At 52.7% G+C, this 16,872-nt stretch carries 20 protein-coding genes; 5 read left to right on the top strand and 15 right to left on the bottom strand.

The window, feature by feature from the left end; genetic code table 11:
• Window positions 1-33: 33 nt before the first annotated feature.
• The 3 genes from DL346_RS16995 to DL346_RS17005 all read left to right on the top strand — a co-directional run bounded on the left by DL346_RS16995 (window position 34) and on the right by DL346_RS17005 (window position 2,483).
• Window positions 34-867 carry a phytanoyl-CoA dioxygenase family protein gene (locus DL346_RS16995; protein ID WP_112883348.1) on the top strand — a complete coding sequence of 278 codons (834 nt, stop codon included), beginning with the start codon at window positions 34-36 and terminating at the stop codon, window positions 865-867.
• 390 nt (window positions 868-1,257) lie between these two features.
• The gene (locus DL346_RS17000; protein WP_165822545.1) at window positions 1,258-2,157 is read left to right on the top strand and encodes a PQQ-dependent sugar dehydrogenase; all 900 of its coding nucleotides are present in this window, start codon (window positions 1,258-1,260) and stop codon (window positions 2,155-2,157) included.
• Window positions 2,157-2,483, top strand: coding sequence for a PQQ-dependent sugar dehydrogenase family protein (locus tag DL346_RS17005; protein ID WP_112883350.1), 327 nt, complete (start codon window positions 2,157-2,159; stop codon window positions 2,481-2,483). The genes DL346_RS17000 and DL346_RS17005 overlap by 1 nt, the downstream gene beginning before the upstream one ends.
• Before the next feature lie 69 nt (window positions 2,484-2,552).
• On the opposite strand, the gene DL346_RS17010 is transcribed toward DL346_RS17005, so the two are convergent.
• From DL346_RS17010 to DL346_RS17045, 8 genes are all read right to left on the bottom strand, one after another.
• A complete protein-coding gene (locus DL346_RS17010) occupies window positions 2,553-3,167 on the bottom strand; it encodes a PadR family transcriptional regulator (RefSeq protein ID WP_112883351.1) in 615 nt (204 codons plus the stop codon).
• A gap of 6 nt (window positions 3,168-3,173) precedes the next feature.
• Entirely contained in the window at window positions 3,174-4,766 is a 1,593-nt protein-coding gene (locus DL346_RS17015; RefSeq protein WP_165822581.1) for an MDR family MFS transporter, read from the bottom strand.
• Window positions 4,767-5,047: 281 nt separating this feature from the next.
• On the bottom strand, window positions 5,048-5,272 hold the full coding sequence (locus DL346_RS17020; protein WP_112883352.1) for a hypothetical protein: 225 nt from the start codon (window positions 5,270-5,272) through the stop codon (window positions 5,048-5,050).
• A 39-nt stretch (window positions 5,273-5,311) separates the two neighbouring features.
• Entirely contained in the window at window positions 5,312-6,307 is a 996-nt protein-coding gene (locus DL346_RS17025; protein WP_112883353.1) for a lipoate--protein ligase, read from the bottom strand.
• Window positions 6,308-6,326: 19 nt separating this feature from the next.
• Window positions 6,327-7,124 carry a helix-turn-helix domain-containing protein gene (locus tag DL346_RS17030; protein ID WP_112883354.1) on the bottom strand — a complete coding sequence of 266 codons (798 nt, stop codon included), beginning with the start codon at window positions 7,122-7,124 and terminating at the stop codon, window positions 6,327-6,329.
• Between the two features lie 116 nt (window positions 7,125-7,240).
• Window positions 7,241-7,918 (bottom strand): C40 family peptidase, encoded by a 678-nt coding sequence (locus DL346_RS17035; protein WP_112883355.1) that lies wholly within the window; start codon window positions 7,916-7,918, stop codon window positions 7,241-7,243.
• A gap of 122 nt (window positions 7,919-8,040) precedes the next feature.
• Window positions 8,041-8,781, bottom strand: a complete 741-nt coding sequence (locus DL346_RS17040) for a phytanoyl-CoA dioxygenase family protein (RefSeq protein ID WP_112883356.1) — start codon at window positions 8,779-8,781, stop codon at window positions 8,041-8,043.
• 97 nt (window positions 8,782-8,878) lie between these two features.
• On the bottom strand, window positions 8,879-9,178 hold the full coding sequence (locus DL346_RS17045) for a Dabb family protein (RefSeq protein WP_240633252.1): 300 nt from the start codon (window positions 9,176-9,178) through the stop codon (window positions 8,879-8,881).
• A gap of 95 nt (window positions 9,179-9,273) precedes the next feature.
• Here DL346_RS17045 and DL346_RS17050 point away from each other — a divergent pair, with 95 nt between their 5' ends.
• The gene (locus DL346_RS17050; RefSeq protein ID WP_112883358.1) at window positions 9,274-9,657 is read left to right on the top strand and encodes a hypothetical protein; all 384 of its coding nucleotides are present in this window, start codon (window positions 9,274-9,276) and stop codon (window positions 9,655-9,657) included.
• A gap of 26 nt (window positions 9,658-9,683) precedes the next feature.
• On the opposite strand, the gene DL346_RS29910 is transcribed toward DL346_RS17050, so the two are convergent.
• From DL346_RS29910 to DL346_RS17090, 7 genes are all read right to left on the bottom strand, one after another.
• Complete coding sequence (locus tag DL346_RS29910) at window positions 9,684-10,223, bottom strand: CBO0543 family protein (protein WP_112883359.1); 540 nt, start codon at window positions 10,221-10,223, stop codon at window positions 9,684-9,686.
• Window positions 10,224-10,407: 184 nt separating this feature from the next.
• On the bottom strand, window positions 10,408-10,836 hold the full coding sequence (locus DL346_RS17060; RefSeq protein WP_112883360.1) for an SRPBCC family protein: 429 nt from the start codon (window positions 10,834-10,836) through the stop codon (window positions 10,408-10,410).
• Window positions 10,837-10,845: 9 nt separating this feature from the next.
• Window positions 10,846-11,391: an SRPBCC family protein gene (locus DL346_RS17065; RefSeq protein WP_165822546.1), complete on the bottom strand. Its 546-nt coding sequence runs from the start codon at window positions 11,389-11,391 to the stop codon at window positions 10,846-10,848.
• The gene (locus DL346_RS17070) at window positions 11,378-11,716 is read right to left on the bottom strand and encodes an ArsR/SmtB family transcription factor (protein ID WP_112883362.1); all 339 of its coding nucleotides are present in this window, start codon (window positions 11,714-11,716) and stop codon (window positions 11,378-11,380) included. Before DL346_RS17070 ends, DL346_RS17065 begins: the two co-directional genes overlap by 14 nt.
• Before the next feature lie 125 nt (window positions 11,717-11,841).
• On the bottom strand, window positions 11,842-13,266 hold the full coding sequence (locus DL346_RS17075; protein ID WP_112883363.1) for an FMN-binding glutamate synthase family protein: 1,425 nt from the start codon (window positions 13,264-13,266) through the stop codon (window positions 11,842-11,844).
• 425 nt (window positions 13,267-13,691) lie between these two features.
• Window positions 13,692-14,501 (bottom strand): phytanoyl-CoA dioxygenase family protein, encoded by an 810-nt coding sequence (locus tag DL346_RS17085; protein WP_165822547.1) that lies wholly within the window; start codon window positions 14,499-14,501, stop codon window positions 13,692-13,694.
• Between the two features lie 127 nt (window positions 14,502-14,628).
• Window positions 14,629-15,480 carry a helix-turn-helix domain-containing protein gene (locus DL346_RS17090; protein ID WP_112883366.1) on the bottom strand — a complete coding sequence of 284 codons (852 nt, stop codon included), beginning with the start codon at window positions 15,478-15,480 and terminating at the stop codon, window positions 14,629-14,631.
• A gap of 278 nt (window positions 15,481-15,758) precedes the next feature.
• Between DL346_RS17090 and DL346_RS17095 the strand changes: the two genes are divergently transcribed.
• Complete coding sequence (locus tag DL346_RS17095; protein ID WP_112883367.1) at window positions 15,759-16,688, top strand: manganese-dependent inorganic pyrophosphatase; 930 nt, start codon at window positions 15,759-15,761, stop codon at window positions 16,686-16,688.
• The last annotated feature ends 184 nt before the right edge of the window (window positions 16,689-16,872 follow it).

Here is a 16,872-nt window from a genome sequence, read left to right on the forward strand (position 1 = left end):
CAGGTTGATACGAAGCAAACGGAGGGGATCACGGTGGATGCATCATGCTTGAAATACGCGCTGACGGACGAAGAACGCCGCCAGTTTAACGAGCAGGGCTATTTGATCATTGAGAATGCGCTCTCGCCGGAACAGGTTACCGAATTAACTACGGAATTTGACCGTATTTATGAAGACAAGCTTGCAGAGGGGCATGATTCGAGGACGGCGTTGTTTTATCCGAATTTTATCCCGGATGCCGACGCCTTTCAAAATCTGGTCGACTATGAAAAGGTGCTGCCGAAGGTATGGGGGCTGCTCGGCTGGAACATTTATTTGTACCATGCCCACATGATTGCGACGCCGCCGAATGGCAAACCGAAGGACAATGGAACGTTCGGCTGGCATCAAGACAGCGGCCGCGTCAACGTGGAGATGGAGTCTCATCCGCGCCCGCGGCTGTCGCTGAAAGTGGCGTACTTCCTCTCCGATGTTTCGGAGCCGGATCGCGGCAACTTCTGGATCGTGCCCGGCAGCCATCTGAATGACAATCTGCAAATGCCGGCGGATCGCCAGGGACAGCCGGAAGGCGCGATCCCGGTCTGCGTGAAGCCGGGCACCGCGGTCTTCTTCGACCGCCGCCTCTGGCATGCGGGGACGCCGAACTGGTCCGAATTAACGCGCAAGGTGCTGTTCTACGGATATGGGTACCGCTGGATCCGCACGAAGGACGACATGACCGTGCAGCACCTGTGGGAGCGTTCCGACCCAATCCGCCGTCAGCTGCTCGGCGCGGGTGTCAACTGCAACGGCCATTATAGCCCGACGGACGCGGACGTTCCGCTGCGTGTGTGGCTGAAGGAGCACCAGCCGGAGCTGGTGAGGTAATCATGAGAAGGCTGCCGATCTGGTGATCGCAGCCTTGTTTTTTTGGGTGGTGATTGCGGCGCAAACCGGTGCAAGAGAGGTAATGGTTACCTCTCTTTGGGGCTAGACCGGCGCCAACCGGTGCAAGAGAGGTAACAGTTACCTCTCTTTGGGGCTAGACCGGCGCCAACCGGTGCAAGAGAGGTAATAGTTACCGCTCTTTGGGGCAAAACCGGCGCCAACCGGTGCAAGAGAGGTAACAGTTACCTCTCTTTGGGGCAAAATCGGCGCAACCGGTGCAAGAGAGGTAATGCTAGGGCTGGCAGCGGTGGGTCCGCTTCTCGGACTTGAACCCCTTGAATTCCAGATTCTACATATGAGATGATCGTAGCAGAAGGGAGGCGGATGGGTGTGAAACGGAAGTGGAACGGCAGGTTAGCGGCGGCGTGGCTGCTGGCGTTATGTTTGTTGCTTACGGCGTGCAAGGGAAATAGCGAAACCCCGGAAACACCGGTGAACGGGCAAGCGAACGAACATCCTAACGGACAAGCCCCGGCTGCGGAACCGGGTTGGCAGCCTAAGCTGGTGACGGTTGCATCGGAAGGTACGCTGGATAATCCGGTCGGCATGGTGAGCGAGTACGGCGTAACGAGCGGATTGAAGGATAAGGGCTTTATCGTGGAGCAGCCGGGCAGAGTGGTCATGCTCGATCTAAAGCAACCATCGGTCAAGCCGCAGGTTGTGCTGGACATTCGAGACCGCGTTTACAGCGATGGCAATGAGCAAGGACTGCTCGGACTGGCATTTCACCCGAAGAAGCCGGGCATCGCCTACGTGAACTACACGACGAAAACGCACACGGTTATCGCGCGTTTCGTAATGAGCGATCCTGAGCATCCGGAGGTGCTTGATCCGGCAAGCGAAGTGATCGTGCTGACGTATGAGCAGCCGTTCGCCAACCACAAGGGAGGCCAGCTTGCTTTTGGCCCGGACGGTTACTTGTACATCGCGTCTGGAGACGGTGGGAGCGCCGGCGATCCGCATGGCAACGGGCAAAACAAGAACAGCCCGCTCGGTAAGCTGCTGCGCATCGACGTTGACAAAGGAAGCGGAGGCAAGCACTACAGCATTCCTGCAGACAATCCGTTCTCTGGCGGAGGCGGCGCGCCTGAAGTATACGCGTACGGGTTGCGCAATCCGTGGCGGTTTAGCTTTGATACGACGACCGGCAAGCTCTGGGCGGCGGATGTCGGCCAGAACCGGCTGGAGGAAATCGACATCATCGAGAAGGGCGGCAATTACGGCTGGTAATGGAGGGGGATCTGTGCTACAAGCCGGAGGAAGGCTGTGATACAATCGGCCTCATCAAACCGATCTATACGTATGGACGCGATCTCGGCGTCTCCATTACCGGCGGATTCGTGTACCGCGGCCAGGCGATACCGGATCTTGTAGGGTGGTACGTGTACGCGGATTATGCAATGGGAACGATTTGGGCACTGAAGCAGCATGATGACGGCCGCATTGAAAATAAAGTGCTTCTCGAGACAGATCTGCTTATTACCTCCTTCGGCGTCGATGCCGAAGGGGAGCTTTACATTTGCGCGCAAAACGGCAGCTTGCTGCGATTAACCTGATCGCACACATGCGAAAAGCCGCCGACCCCGGGAAAACCCGGATGGTCGGCGGCTTATTTTTGCCTATTCTCAAACATCATCGGTTGGCAGCTGCTTATATTTCAAATAGGCTTCCAGCTGGGCCGGTGTCAGCTTATGTCCTTCGAACAGCTTGCCGGACCTAGCTTCCTCCAGCAGCGTCGTGAGCCATTCCTTCTCCGTCTCGCTAAACAGGATGAAGCCTTGAATCATTAGAGCCGAACCGCGTGGCAGAAAGCTTCCCTTCAGCTCAAGGACGGCATGCATACGCTCGATTCGGTGCTCGCACGCTCCCAGCTGCTTCAGAATCATGTTCTCCACCGTCTTCGGATCGCCATGACGGACGAACGGCATCGTCAGGAACATCGGGTGCTGAGGATAAGACACTTGCTTAAACTGGGCGACAAGCAGCTCTTGAAAAGCGTTCCTCCCCGCATCCGTAATCCGGTAAATCGTCTTATCCGGCCGGTTCTCGCCCGGAACGGACACGACCTCCGCCGCCTCGATCAATCCGTCCTCCCGAAGCTGGTCAACCGCGTAATACAAGGAACCGTCCCGCAGTTTGAAGCATTCGTTCCAATTGCGGTCTTTGATCGTCTGCCGAATCTCGTAAGGGTGGCGTTCATGCTCCATGAGCAGCCCTAAAATCAAGAGCCTCATTGACATCGCGGCTTATCCCCCGTGATAGGAAGGTTCAGGCTTGCCGGAGCCTTCTCCCTGCGGTTCCGGTTTGCCCGGTGCGCCTTGAGGTCCCGATCCCGAAGCCTGCAATCTTGCCCGCCCCATCAAAATCGCAAAGATCAGCGCCAGTACCGGCAGGAGGACCGTCCATTGGAAAATAAACAGAATCGAGTCGGCCAGCTTTTGGAGCAGCTGAGTGATTAGATCGGCCGGCAGCCCCATTTTGGCTTGGACCTCAGGATTCAGCAGCGCTTGGCCGCCCTTGATTTGGGTTGCTAATTCGGGATTAATATTCGGTATTTCCTTGACGCCGGATTGGAACGCCGACTTCTGCATGGCGCCGAACACGGTAATGCCGAGCGCGGAGCCGATCGTCCGGAAGAAGGTAATCAACGACGACGCGGAGCCTTTGTACTGCGGCGGAACCGCGTTCAGCGTCGAGATGTTGAGCAGCGAGAACGATACGCCGATGCCAAGGCCGATGACGATCATGAAGAGCGTGATGACAAGACGGGACGTTTCCGCATCCATCACGAATCCGAGCAGGAAGGTGCCGATAACCAGTACCAGCGCGGATATGGCCATGACATCGCGGTAGCGGAATTTGTTGACGACCCGGCCGCCGATCTGGCTGCTAAGCACGACGCCAAGCATCATTGGGGTTAGCACGCTGCTCGTTTCCGTCGCGGTCTTGTGAAAAACCCCTTGAATGAAGAGCGGGATGTACGTGGCAGCGGCAATCATAATACCGCCATAAAGCACGCTGATCCCCATGCCGCCGGTGACGACGTTGTTTTTGAACAAAGAGAGCTTGATAATCGGATCCTTCGCGGAACGCTCGATGAGCAGGAAGACAATGAGCAGGATGCCGGAAGCGACGAACAGCGAAATGGTTTTCGCGGAATCCCAGGCCCAGCCCTCCGAACCGCCGAGCTCTAGACCGAACATGAGTGTAAGCACGAAAGCGGTGAGCGAAATCGCGCCACCCCAGTCGATGATTTGCTTACGCGGATTCGAGGTTTCATGGTAAGCCTGTGCGATAAAGATAATCGACAGGATGCCGATCGGCACATTAATGTAGAAAATCCAGCGCCAGCTGAGATTGTCGGTAATCAAGCCGCCCATGACCGGCCCGAATACGCTGGAAAGGCCGAATACGGCGCCGAAAAGCCCCATCATTTTACCGCGCTTCTCGGCAGGGAATAAATCGAAAATAATCGTAAAAACGATCGGCATCAAAGCGCCGCCGCCGATCCCTTGAATCGCTCGGTAGATGATCAGCTGCTCCATGTTCTGCGCCGTACCGCACAGAATGGAACCGAGCAAGAACAGAATCAGACCGGCGAGAAAGAACCGTTTGCGCCCGTACATATCGGATAGCTTGCCGAAAATCGGGGTCGCGACGACCATCGCGATCATATAAGCGGAGTAGACCCAGATGAATTTATCGAAGCCTCCGATCTTCTCGATAATGGTTGTCATAGCGGTAGATACGATCGTCTGATCGAGCGCAGCCATAAACAGACCGAGGAGCAAGCCGGCAATAACGAGCTTGACGTTGCTTCTTTTCGCGTCCACGAGCATCATTCCTTTCGTTGTCGAGCATATACTCAAATTTGAATACCACTCATCTTATTATACTCAAATTTGAGTTAGCAACAAGGAAATTTTGGGCATTGCGATTAGTGTGCGGAAGAGAGGGATTCTTATGCGGGGGGAGATGGCGGCAAAGTGCCTGCGATGGGAGATGCGAGCGTCGGGAAATCCGACTCTCAGCCGCCCGCAAGGGGCAAAAACTAAGCCGAGCGTCGGAAAATCCGACTCTCGGCTTCGCTGTCTTCCCATGACTCTACCGTCGGCAGCGGTCAGTCGCTTTCAACGACGCGGGCAACGGGCTGGGAGCAAGTGCGGCATTTGCCGGTTAGCAGCAAGGCGTGCTTCTCCTGACGGATGCTGTAATCGACGATTTCGACTGCGTTGAGGCATCGGCCGCAAAAAACGTTGCGGACGAGCTTGTCCCGCAGGTGCTGCGGGATGGCCCTCCAGGCTTGCAGGGCTTTGATGGAGGAGATATTTTCGGCATGTTTCATGCAGGTTCCACTCTCCTATCTGAACTTATGTTCATGAAGCTAGAACAACAACGCGAGCCATTCTTCCCGGTCAACCGGACCAAAGCAAAGGGTGAGATCGACGTCCGCCAAAGCGGCGGCCACATCCTGCGCGTTATACTTGACGCCCGCCAAGCGGTCCGTCACGAGGGACACATCCGCGGTTCCGAAGAAATCCCCGAAGACGGACGCCTCGGCAATGACGCCATCCTGTACATTAAGCCGCACGTCGAAGGTGCCGGCTCCTTCCAGCCGCTTGACCTGCCGCACGTTAAAGGCCGGCGACCGCCCGTAATTCCAATCCCAGCTGCGGTAGCGCTCGGCAGCAAGCTGCTCCACGGCCGCAAGGTCCGCCTCCGTCAACCGGTATTCCGGAATGTCATCACTGCTGCCGAAGATCGATTCCAGCAGAAAGCGGCGGAATTGCTCCATCGTCAGCGGCTCGCGCAGAAATTCGGAAATGTTGGCGACGCGGCTGCGGACGGACTTCGTCGCTTTGGATTCGAATTTCGCCGGATTGACGTTCAGCGCCGAGACGATGGCATCGACCTCGGAGTTGAACAGCAGCGTTCCGTGGCTGAACATGCGGCCTTTGGAGGCGAACTGAGCGTTGCCCGAAATTTTGCGTTGGCCGACCTGCAGATCGTTGCGGCCGGTCAGTTCGGCGTCAACGCCCAGCTTGCGAAGCGCTTCGACGACTGGCTCTGTAAACTTGCGGAAATTGTGAAAAGACTTCCCGTCATCGGTTGTAATGAAGCTGAAATTCAAGTTGCCGAGATCGTGATAGACCGCGCCGCCGCCGGACAACCGCCGGACGACATGAATGCCGTGCTCTTCCACGTAGGCACTATTTACCTCTTCGGCGGTATTTTGATTTTTGCCGATGATGATCGATGGCTCGTTAATATAGAAAAGAAGAAAATCCTCGCCTTCGCCGCCGAGCTTGCGCAGCGCGTATTCCTCCAGGGCCAGGTTCCAAGCGGGATCATGGTTGTTGCCGTTATCGATAAATCTCATAGCAGCCTCCAATACTCGTTCAATTCGCCGTTCCCCATGCGGCCTTGCGAATGTCCGACGGGGTGCTGCCGGTCTGTTCTTTCACGAGACGCGAAAGATGAAAGGCGGTCTTAAACCCGCATCTTGCCGCAATTTCACCGACGGACAAGCCGGATTGCGACAGCAGCTCGGTCGCTTTGAGCACGCGGTACTGCCACAGATAGCGGATTGGCGTCATCTGATGATGAACGTGAAACAAGCGGACCAGATGCTCCGGAGATACGCCGGCCGCACCGGCCAAGTCATGAAGGGCAATATCCTCCATGTAATGCTGACGGATATAACCCAAAGCCGCGACGACGCTGGGATGCAGCTCCTGCTGCTTCGTTAGGGAGATTCTCGCCGTAAACATCTGAAAGGCGGAATAACCCAGACTTCTCATAAGCTCGTCCTGCCGCAAATAATCGTTTTGGAGCGCAAGCATCATGTCCGTCATCGTATTGAGCGCTTCCGGTATCGGCATGCTGAATGGAAGCTTGTCCAAATAATCCTGTTCCTCGTCCGTCAGCGATGCCAGGTCCAGCGTAATCCAACGGTGCCAAGACTCTTGCGTTTCGGCAAAGGCGAAATATTCCTGATGCTGCGGCTTCAGCAGGACGGCTTGTCCCGGCTTGACCGCGTGCCGGCTTCCATCGATCGTCAGCTCAAGCTCGCCGGTATGAAGCAGCACCAGCTGCAAATCCTGCTGCATGCGAGGGCCATAGGTTCCTTTGGGCGGATAGACGATCGTGCCGGCGTAAGCGGATGTGATTTTATCGTAGGGAAGACCTTGGCTCATAAGCGATCATCCTCCTTAAGATTTATTATAGTAGCCGGACACGGTGCTTCGCCACCATCGCCTAGAAAAAACTAGCAAAAACAGCCCGGCAAGGCGCCGGGCTGTTCCCATTCAAATTAATAAACTCTTCTTGCGCCTGCGTAACGCGGGCCCCAATAGGAGTTGTCCAGCTGCTGGACGTAAATGCCCTTGGACGATAGGGCGGAAACGAACGAACCGCCGCCGGTGTAGAAGCCGGCATGGTCGACCGCTCCCGTCGACGGGTTGCGGAAGAAGACGAGGTCACCCGGCCGCAGCATCGATTTGTTCACCGCGAAGCCTTGCGTGAACAGGTTCGCGGACGTTGTCCGCGTTTGCGAAACGCCGAATTTTGTGAACATGAAATAAATAAAGCCGGAGCAGTCGAACCCGGTTGCCGGATTCGAGCCGCCCCATAAGTATGGGACCCCGATATAGAACGACGTATCCGCAACGAGCTTTTGCTTCAAGATAGCATGTTTTACAGCCTCCAAGGTAACAGGGCCGGCAATGCCGTCCGCAGCCAGGCCGTAATCGCGCTGAAACCTAGTGACCGCATCGCGGGTGACCGTTCCGTAATACCCCGTAGCCGTGGCGCTGAAATATCCGAGCTTCTTCAAATCGGTTTGCAAGAGCGTAACGGCGGTGCCCGAAGTGCCTAGCCTAAGCAGTGTGACAGCGCTTGCATGGGCGTGCGGCGCAAGCGGCGTTACCGCTTGCGCGGCTCCCGATAAAAGCATAAAGCCGATGGCTGCCAGCATGGCTTTCTTCTTCATGAGTGGCCTCCATTCGATGTATGTATAATCTCCGTTTCAGGATACCAGCTCCTTATACAGGATATAAGCTGTGTTTTGCTGGAAAAAAAAACAGCCCGGCTGCAATAGCCGGACTGTCTAAATTAAAATAGCGGGAACTTCTTCTGCAGATCTAGACGCGGAGTCGTCGCATCCTCGCGGATGTAGTGGCACACGTACGAACGGCGCCAGCGGTCGGTGCTCCGGTTGCGGCAGGAGGAATGGATGAGCAGCTCATGGAAGAACAGGATATCGCCTTTCTCCATCACGACCGGAATCTCCTGTTTGAGGTCGATGCCTTCGGTTTCGTGGGTCCAAGGCTCGTGCTCGTTGAGGTTCTTGACGGCGCCATGAGGCAGTAAGCCGAGCTTATGCGATTTCGGAATGACCCATAGGCAGCCGTTCTCTTCGTCGACGCGATCTTCCATCGCGATCCAAGCGGCAATCATCGTCATCGGATCGTTCTTAATGTAGTAGAAGTCCTGATGCGCCGCTTGACCCGGGGAGCCCGGCTCTTTGTAGAAAAACATGCTTTGGATGCCAACCGCTTCTCTCCCCATCAGCTGAGCCAGCGTGCCGCGGATAATCGGCAGCTTCATCATTTGTTTGGCGAATCCGTCGTTCAGGTGCGGGTTGAACAAGCGAACCGAATATTTCTTGCTTTCCTCGCAAGCCGCCCATTCCGGCATCGGATCCTGGTCACGCAGATCGTAGATATGTCCATTAAAGGCATCGATAAGATCGGCAGAACAGCCATTCTTGATCAGTAGAAAGCCCTGCTCGTGGAATTGATCTATTTGCTCTTGCGTAATTGGCGTTGTCAGGCTTGGAATTACTTTGTACATCGTCGTCATCCTCTCTTGATTAACTACCTAAAGCATACTTTGCGAGAGAAGCGCTTTCAATGGCTGACATTATCACAAATATATCTGAAATTGATATTTAGATGTGATAATCGACGACGACGACCTGCTCAAGCAAGCCATCCAGCGATTTGACGAAATCTTGATGAACGGGATGCGGGCCGTAGGCGCGCAGCGCATCGCGGTTCTCGAAGGTAACGCGAAGGCCGAGGGAGAAGCCGTGAATGTTGTCCGTTTCTTCCGTTATGTTTCGGCCGGCGCTCAGATCGACGATGCCTGGGATGGCGCCTTTGAACGCAAGAAGCTTATCGACAAGCTCCTGTTCACGCTCCGGAGTTACGGTGGAATTGAATTTGAATACGACAATATGCTCGAACAAGGGAATCGCTCCTTCAATCGGGAAATTTTAAGGGTAATGGTTCAATACAGCATTATAGCAGATTGATTCGCGAATATGGAGAAAAGGGGATAGCCATGGGGAAAATCACGCTTTATGCCGGAGTGCTGCTGCTTTGTCTCGCCTTGTCGGCTTGCGGAAGCTTAAGCGGAAAGCTTTCGTCGTTTGAGAAGAAGGAGATCGATACGGTTAAAGAAAACGAGATTCTGGTCAACTGTTCGGAGGAAGTGAACCGTGGCAAGAAGGGGAACATTATCGATATCGGATATCTGTGCAGTGTGAAGGTAGACGAAGCAACAGCCATTGAGGATCAAGCAGGGCGGCAGCTGCAATTCTCGGAACTATCGCAAGGCGATACGGTGACGGTCGAGTTCGCCAAGTCCGTGAACATTCGCAAAGGGCATGTGGCGGTACAAGCGGCCAAGATCGTAAGGCTGAAGCAAGCCGATGCGCAGCAGTAAGCCGGTATTCTTGGCCTGTTGCGCGATTATTTTAATTTCGAAACAGGGATATCAAACCACAAAATTAAAAATGCAGTACAACCTAAACAGATTGCCCAGGCTAATATAGGCTTTGTATGGTGAATTCTTATAACAATGAATGTGGCTGCCCAGACCACGATCGACCAACATAAATTCCAACTATTATGAAAGGTTATCAATCCCAAAAAATTGAATGTACTCTCGATGATGGCGAACGTTACAATCCACGCCATAACGTAGGCTGCCTGTTTCATCCACCTGGACTGAAAGGGGTACCATGATAGGTACAAAATCACCATGGGAACAAAGTTTGTAAAGGCTATAAAAAAATCAGTAACAACATGGTTGGGAGTAATGGCCGACTCTTTAAAATGCCATAGAGTATGCTCGTAAGTGAGGTAGGATATGCCAAATTGGACGCAAATATAGAAAAGGGCTGAAGAGTAAAAGCGCCTCCATTGTTTCCATGCACCTGAAAAGAAAGTAAACAGTAATATGACTGAAGTCACAAATAGAGGAAAAAAGTTTTGAATCATCTTAAACATGCTTGGATCCTCCAGGTGAAAATCATTGCGGCAAATGCCTTTCTATAAGTTAACCAACAATTTCCTGTCTTAATCGGCTGTATAGGATGAAGCGCAGTAAATTTCAAAATAAAAATTCAACGAAAAAAAACCGCGTGAAACGCGGCTTTGGGCGTGCTATGGGGATACATTTCAATAGTTTCGCTTAATGCACCAGCGCCGAACGCAATGTCGTGATTCCGTGTTCCGCATAGCCCTTGAGACAAGTCAGCATATAAACCCAGCCTTCTTTGTTGCCGACAAGCAGCGGGATAGAGTCCCTGTCTTCCGCAAAACCATCCTCGTTCACTTCCACGATCGTGTTCGTCTCATCCTCTTGCGTGAACGTGATGGTCACGTTGTGCATAGTTCCGTAATCCCATTCAAATGCAATTTTCTTGTCTTTTACGATTTCTTTAACCGCAATTTCGCCTTCCGAATTGTATTCGTCGTAGCGCAGCTTGATCGTTTTCCCCGACTCCCATCGCTCGGAACAGGAAGTAAACCAGAAGTTTCCGATTTTTTCAGGGTCGACGATAGCTTCGAATATTTCATGTGCAGGCGCTGCAATTTTCATCTTCGTTATATTGTTCATCTTTTCCCCTCAATTCATTTTGTCCGTAGTAGCGTTGCTTGCTTCGAAAAGAATCTTATACTTGTCATTCAGCTCTTGCCAGCCATAAAGATAGGCATTGCTTCCTGCCATTGAGGGCATTTGCCTGCCTTCTAGTATGCCCGTCAAGCCTTTCAAGCATAAAGTCCACCCTGCGGCCATGGAAGATGCCATGGCGTAATCCGTGAAGCGGTGACGCAGAATAAGAACGGTTTTGCCTTCGTTCGAGCTCAATTCCCATCGTAAAATATCGCTGCCCCATTTAAAAATAAGAAGGTGAGGGGCTTGGACGGTTAGAACTTCTCCTTGCCTGCTTTCGTTTTCCTCGGCATGATTCACATGAGAGAGCGCTACCGGTCCCGTCGAGGTTAGATCCCGATCCACGGCGAAAGGGCCCCAAGCGGGCAATTGCTCGGATTCGGTCAGAGCGGCCCAAACATTCTCGATCGGATGCTCTAGCGTTCGTTGTAGGATTAACACCCATTCTCCGTCCATTCGGGCAAGGGCAGGGTGGTCAAGCTCTTCAGTTGGTTTCATTAGATTTCCTCTCCTTGATTCGTTTTTGCCGGTCGAGATGTTCCTCCAGCTTATCGACATGTCGGTTCCATTTTTTACGATAGGTGCTCAACCATTCATCCACTCCGGCCAGGGGACTTGCATCCAGGGAATAAATGCGGCGTTGCCCGTCTGCTTGAACGCGTACAAGGCCGCTCTCTCGCAATAATCGCAAATGGCTGGAAATAAGCGGCTGAGATAAACCTAAGTCTTCGGTCAAATCTTTGACAGTAGAATCCGAATGCAGCAGCCGATCCAAAATACGTCGCCGAGAAGGTTCGGCAATAATGGTATAGATGTCGTGCAGGAACCATCACCTCATTTCCGCTTAAAGTATAAATGATCATTTATATAAATGCAAATACATATATAACGGCAAGAAAAAAGGCCAGCTTCGATGGCTCGATGCTGGCATGGTCTGTTAATCCACGGTTAATGAATGTGCTGCTCTTGAGGCCCGTTTATTTCTCCTTCCGGACGATGGAAGAAGGATTGGGTTTCGTTAAAGAATCGTTCTTGATTTTCCGAAGACACATATCCAAGCTCAATACCGGTTGCTTTTGCAATGAAGGGGTCCATTGTGCAAAGGTCCGATTTTGAAAGATCCGTTAACGCTGTTTTGCCAAGAGATTGGGCTACCATTTCCATTTCTTTGACACACGCGTTCAAATACCGGGTTAAATTCATGGCACTTTGATCGATATCCAATTGATCCGTCATTTTACCGGTATACACCACCAGGCTTGTCGGCGGTTCGAACGGCATCGTCTTTACCATCTGGTCGCTAATAAGGGCCATTATGGCCGTAGTACCGATATATACCGCATCCGCGCCCAAAGCAATGGCTTTCAACATATGTCCCGGCGTGATAAGTCCCCCGGTTGCGATCAAATTAATATCCCGAAGCACGCCTTTACGCGCAAAGAAATCTCTAGCCCTTGTTATTGCATAAAGCGTTGGTAACCCGACATCATCCTGTAAAGTAGGAGCTCCTCCATGCGTTCCGCCTTCCGCGCCGTCCAAGGTTACGAAATCCACTTCCGCTTCAATGGCAATTTGCAATTCCTTCTCGAGATGATGCGTAGCAGCGATTTTCAACCCGATCGGAACACCGGTTTCATCTCGAAGCCGTTTAACCAACTGGATAAAATCATCTGTAGAATTTACGCCGGGAAGGCGGGAATGAATGACCGCATCCTCACCTTCTCGCAGCCCGAAAACTTCTCGATAATCTTCCCCGATATTCTTTGCAGGTGTACGCTGCGAGGCAGAGCCTTGTGCGCCTTGACCCAATTGAATTTCAATGGCGTCAAGATGCGTGTATTTATCAGGTGTATTCATCCAGCCGCCGCGATTATATTGACCTATGAATAATTGAGCCGCTTCCCGTTCCTCCTTTAGCAGCCCCGCTTCACCCGAATTCGTAGCGGTTCCAACTGCGGTAGCCGCTTTTGCCAGGGCGATTTTCGTGCTTTTGCTCAGAGCGCCTCCAAATGACATAGCCGCAATCATGATCGGAATGGAGATTGTCATTGGTTTTTTCGCTCGTTGCCCTATCGTTACGGAGGTATGGATGCCGACATCTTCAGGGGTAGGCATACGAAACAGGTGAACCGGATTAAACATCATTTTTTCCCAAGGAGACATATGGATGTGACTTCCAAGAGGGCGGGAGATGGAAGTCCCTTGTTTTGCCCGCATGGCAATTTCGATCAGATTGGTAAATCCGACCTTCTTCGTTGCGGGTACCATTTCAAACAAATTTTCCGTGTACTGATCTCTAATCAGCCTTGTGATTGCCTTATCGACCGTTTCATTAACAGCCGATCGTACGATATTTTCAATGAATCTCAGCACGCTTAGCACTCTCCCTAATATCCCCGCGATCTATTGCATGCCTCATACTCTCGACCTGCTGCGCCATGGCCAAACACATTTGCTTCATGGTTCCTAATTGACGGGCAGCATGTTGTTCTTCAACGGCAATGTCCACGAGTACGTTATGATCGAAATTGGTAAGCTTCTTATAGTGGTCGCCTTCAATGGAAGACAGGGTTCCTGCCATTGCTTCGATGCGATTCAATTCGGAATGGACATAAGAGAGAGTATCTTTCAGGTCTTGAACTGTTTTCGTAAGATCACCTTCCTTTTTTTTCTTAAGTTTCCACGCTTAACGACGAAATATCCTTCCTGCTATTGAATTAGAAGGGCTGGCTCGGACGCATTAATAAAAAGCGGCAGCCTAGGACGTCAATTTCCGTCCGTGGCTGCCGCCTTTTTCATTAGCCCATCATCATTTTTCCGGCCGCTGCCGCATCTTCCTCTTCGAACGCTTTGGCGTCGGTCATCCACGGCGTAACGCCGAGCAGCATTTTGCGCATATTGGTCTTCGCTTCTGCTTTCAGCTTCTCCGAAGGCTCGTAGCCCGGCCATGTACGCAGGCAGGATTGCGCGTAGTTGTAAATCAGCGAGCGGCGCGTTACATCCGAGAAGTTGTTCAGCGCCGAGTGGTACGTGTACCCGTTGAAAATAACGGCCGTGCCCGCTTTGACGTTCATTCTGACGTGGCCCGGCAGATCCTCTTGCTTCTCGACCTTCGGCAGCTCGGCGTCCTTCATGTGAACGCTTCCCGGCAGGAAGGCAAGGCATCCGCCGTCATACGGCACGTCGGAAAGGAAATAGAAGATCTTGACCATGAACGGAACCTGCTTCTCGCCGAAGAAAATTTTCGTCGATGAGTCGCGGTGCCAGTTCGTATGCGAAACTTTGCCCGGCGGCTTCAGCAAGGCGTCGTTGTCGATCATGACGAATTGATTGCCGATGATGTCGCGCATAATGTTCATCATCCGCTTATGCTCCATTAAGCCGGCAAAGCTTTCTCCATATTCGATAATGCCGCAAATTTGCTTCACGTGATTCAACTGACCCGTTGCCGGATTGACCCGGTTGTTGACTTCAAATTCATGGAACGCGTTGTCCATGTCCGCATTCAAGGAATCGACTTCGTCTTGGCTCAGAAAGTTCTCGATGACGAGAAAGCCGTCGCGTTCCCACATTAATTGCTGTTCCTCTGTTAATCCATATAGGCTCATTCCGATATCCTCCTCAAGTAAACGCTTTATTGAATCTAGTTTACGATAGGAGAGAGCCGGATTGAAGCGGATGAATTGCCGATTATACTCAATAAATTGCTGTTTGTGGGGATGCGGGGAGCCGCCGCTAGAAACGGCGCAGGCTGCGGCGGAAGTCGCTAGGCGAGTCATGCTGCACCTTCAGGAAGGCGTGCAGAAAAGCGTTGTAGCTTGCAAAACCGCTCTGCTCGCTGATTTCGCCGATCGATAGCGACGTGCTGATCAGCAGCCGCTTCGCATGGTGGACCTTCTTCAGCAGCACGTATTCCTTCGGCGTTACGCCGTATTGCTTCTTGAATTGGCGGATAAAATGATACAGGCTAAGATTGGCGATTTGTGCCAATTGCCCGACATCCGGCGCCACAAGATAGTTTGCGTCCATGAACGCCCGCGCGCGCTGGAGCGGCTCCGGCTCCGCGCCCTGACCGGTCAGCCATGAGCCGCCCAAGTCTTGCCGCTTGCGGAAAATCTCCATAAGCAGCTGGTAGATGTGCGCCGATAACGGCATCTCGAAAGCGGGATGCTGTTCTTTCATGAGATCCATGATGCGCTCGAGCTGGCGGTTGACTTCGCTGGCTTGAGGCAGATTTTGCACGATGCAGTATCGCTGCTCGCCGAACAGCTTCGGCCAGAAATGCTCCATGTCGATGCCGTCGAAGACAAGATAGTACATCTCGAAAGGATCCTTCGCTTCCGTCTTGTAAGCTTGGGGAAAACGCATGTCATGGATGACGCAATCGCCCTCGACGATCTCCATCCACTGGCTGCCGTGTTTGAACGTGCCTTTCCCCTTCGTGACGAAGAGCACTTCATAGGCCGGATAATAGTCGCGCACATATTGAAACGCCGCTCTTGGCGCGTCATAGCCGCCGATTAATCCGTAGAAGAGATGTCCGCGAGCGAATTCGCTCGGCGTGCCGACGTGTTCGAACGATTCCATTGAGGTGCCGGACCTTTCCGCCTCCGAAGGCTTTTACTGGTTGCGTGTGCCTTCATTATATCGCGAAAACGGGCGGCGGCAAGCCGAATCCGGTGGACAAGAACGGCTGCTTCGGGCTGACCGGGCGCAGGCGCTTTTTGACGAATTTTAAAACAGTTTTGGAATTTGCTTGTATTGGAATAGGAATTAAGGGCAATTAACGGTATAATACCGTTTAGGGATTTATGAATGGCCATTGGTCGCCAGTACCCAATAATCAGCGAATAAGGAGCATGAAGATGTCAAAAACATTGATTTTCGGACACAAAAACCCGGACACCGACACGATCTGTTCGGCGATCGCGTACGCGGACTTGAAAACAAAGCTTGGCCAAGAAGTTGAAGCGGTTCGTCTTGGCGCAGTAAACGGCGAAACGCAATATGCGCTGGACACGTTCAAAGCGGCTGCGCCACGTTTGGTTGAGACGGTTTCGAACGAAACGGGCAACGTAATTCTCGTTGACCATAACGAGCGTCAACAAAGCGCAAGCGATATCGATAAAGTGCGCGTGCTTGAAGTTATCGACCACCACCGCATCGCAAACTTCGAGACAAGCCACCCGCTCTATTACCGCTGCGAGCCTGTAGGCTGCACGGCGACGATTCTTTTGAAAATGTACAAAGAAAACGGCATCGCGGTCGAAAGCAACATCGCGGGCTTGATGCTTTCCGCGATCATCTCCGACTCCTTGCTGTTCAAATCGCCGACTTGCACGCCGGAAGACGTTGCGGCAGCGCGCGAACTGGCGGCAATCGCAGGCGTAACGCCTGAGACGTACGGCCTTGAAATGCTTAAGGCTGGCGCGGACCTGAGCCAGAAAACAGTAGCTCAGCTGATCTCCCTTGACGCGAAAGAGTTCGCAATGGGCGGCTCCAAAGTTGAAATCGCTCAAGTCAACGCCGTTGACGTGAACGATGTGCTTTCCCGCCAAGCGGAAGTGGAAGCGGCGCTGAACGCGATCATCGCGGAAAAAGGTCTGGACCTGTTCGTGTTCGTTGTAACGGACATCTTGAACAATGATTCCGTAGCGATTGCCCTCGGCAAGCAAGCAGGTGCCGTTGAGCAAGCGTACAACGTGAAGCTGGACGACAACAAAGCGGTTCTGAAGGGCGTCGTTTCCCGTAAGTCGCAAATCGTTCCAGTGCTGACGGAAACGCTCAGCAAGTAAGATAAGTTGGACAAGCCGATTGCGTGCCTTCGGGAGCGTGGTTGGAGGGAGGGAAACCCGTGCGCTGGTTGGTGCGCCGGGTTTCTTTTTTTTTAGGGCCTAGGGTGGTGCGCCATGAGGATTGAAAAGCCCGACAGCAACATGATGTTGTCGGGCTTTCTAGCCTGTAGCGCTATTCGGCTCT

It is taken from the genome of Paenibacillus montanisoli, assembly GCF_003268025.1.
GTDB lineage: Bacteria > Bacillota > Bacilli > Paenibacillales > Paenibacillaceae > Paenibacillus_Z > Paenibacillus_Z montanisoli.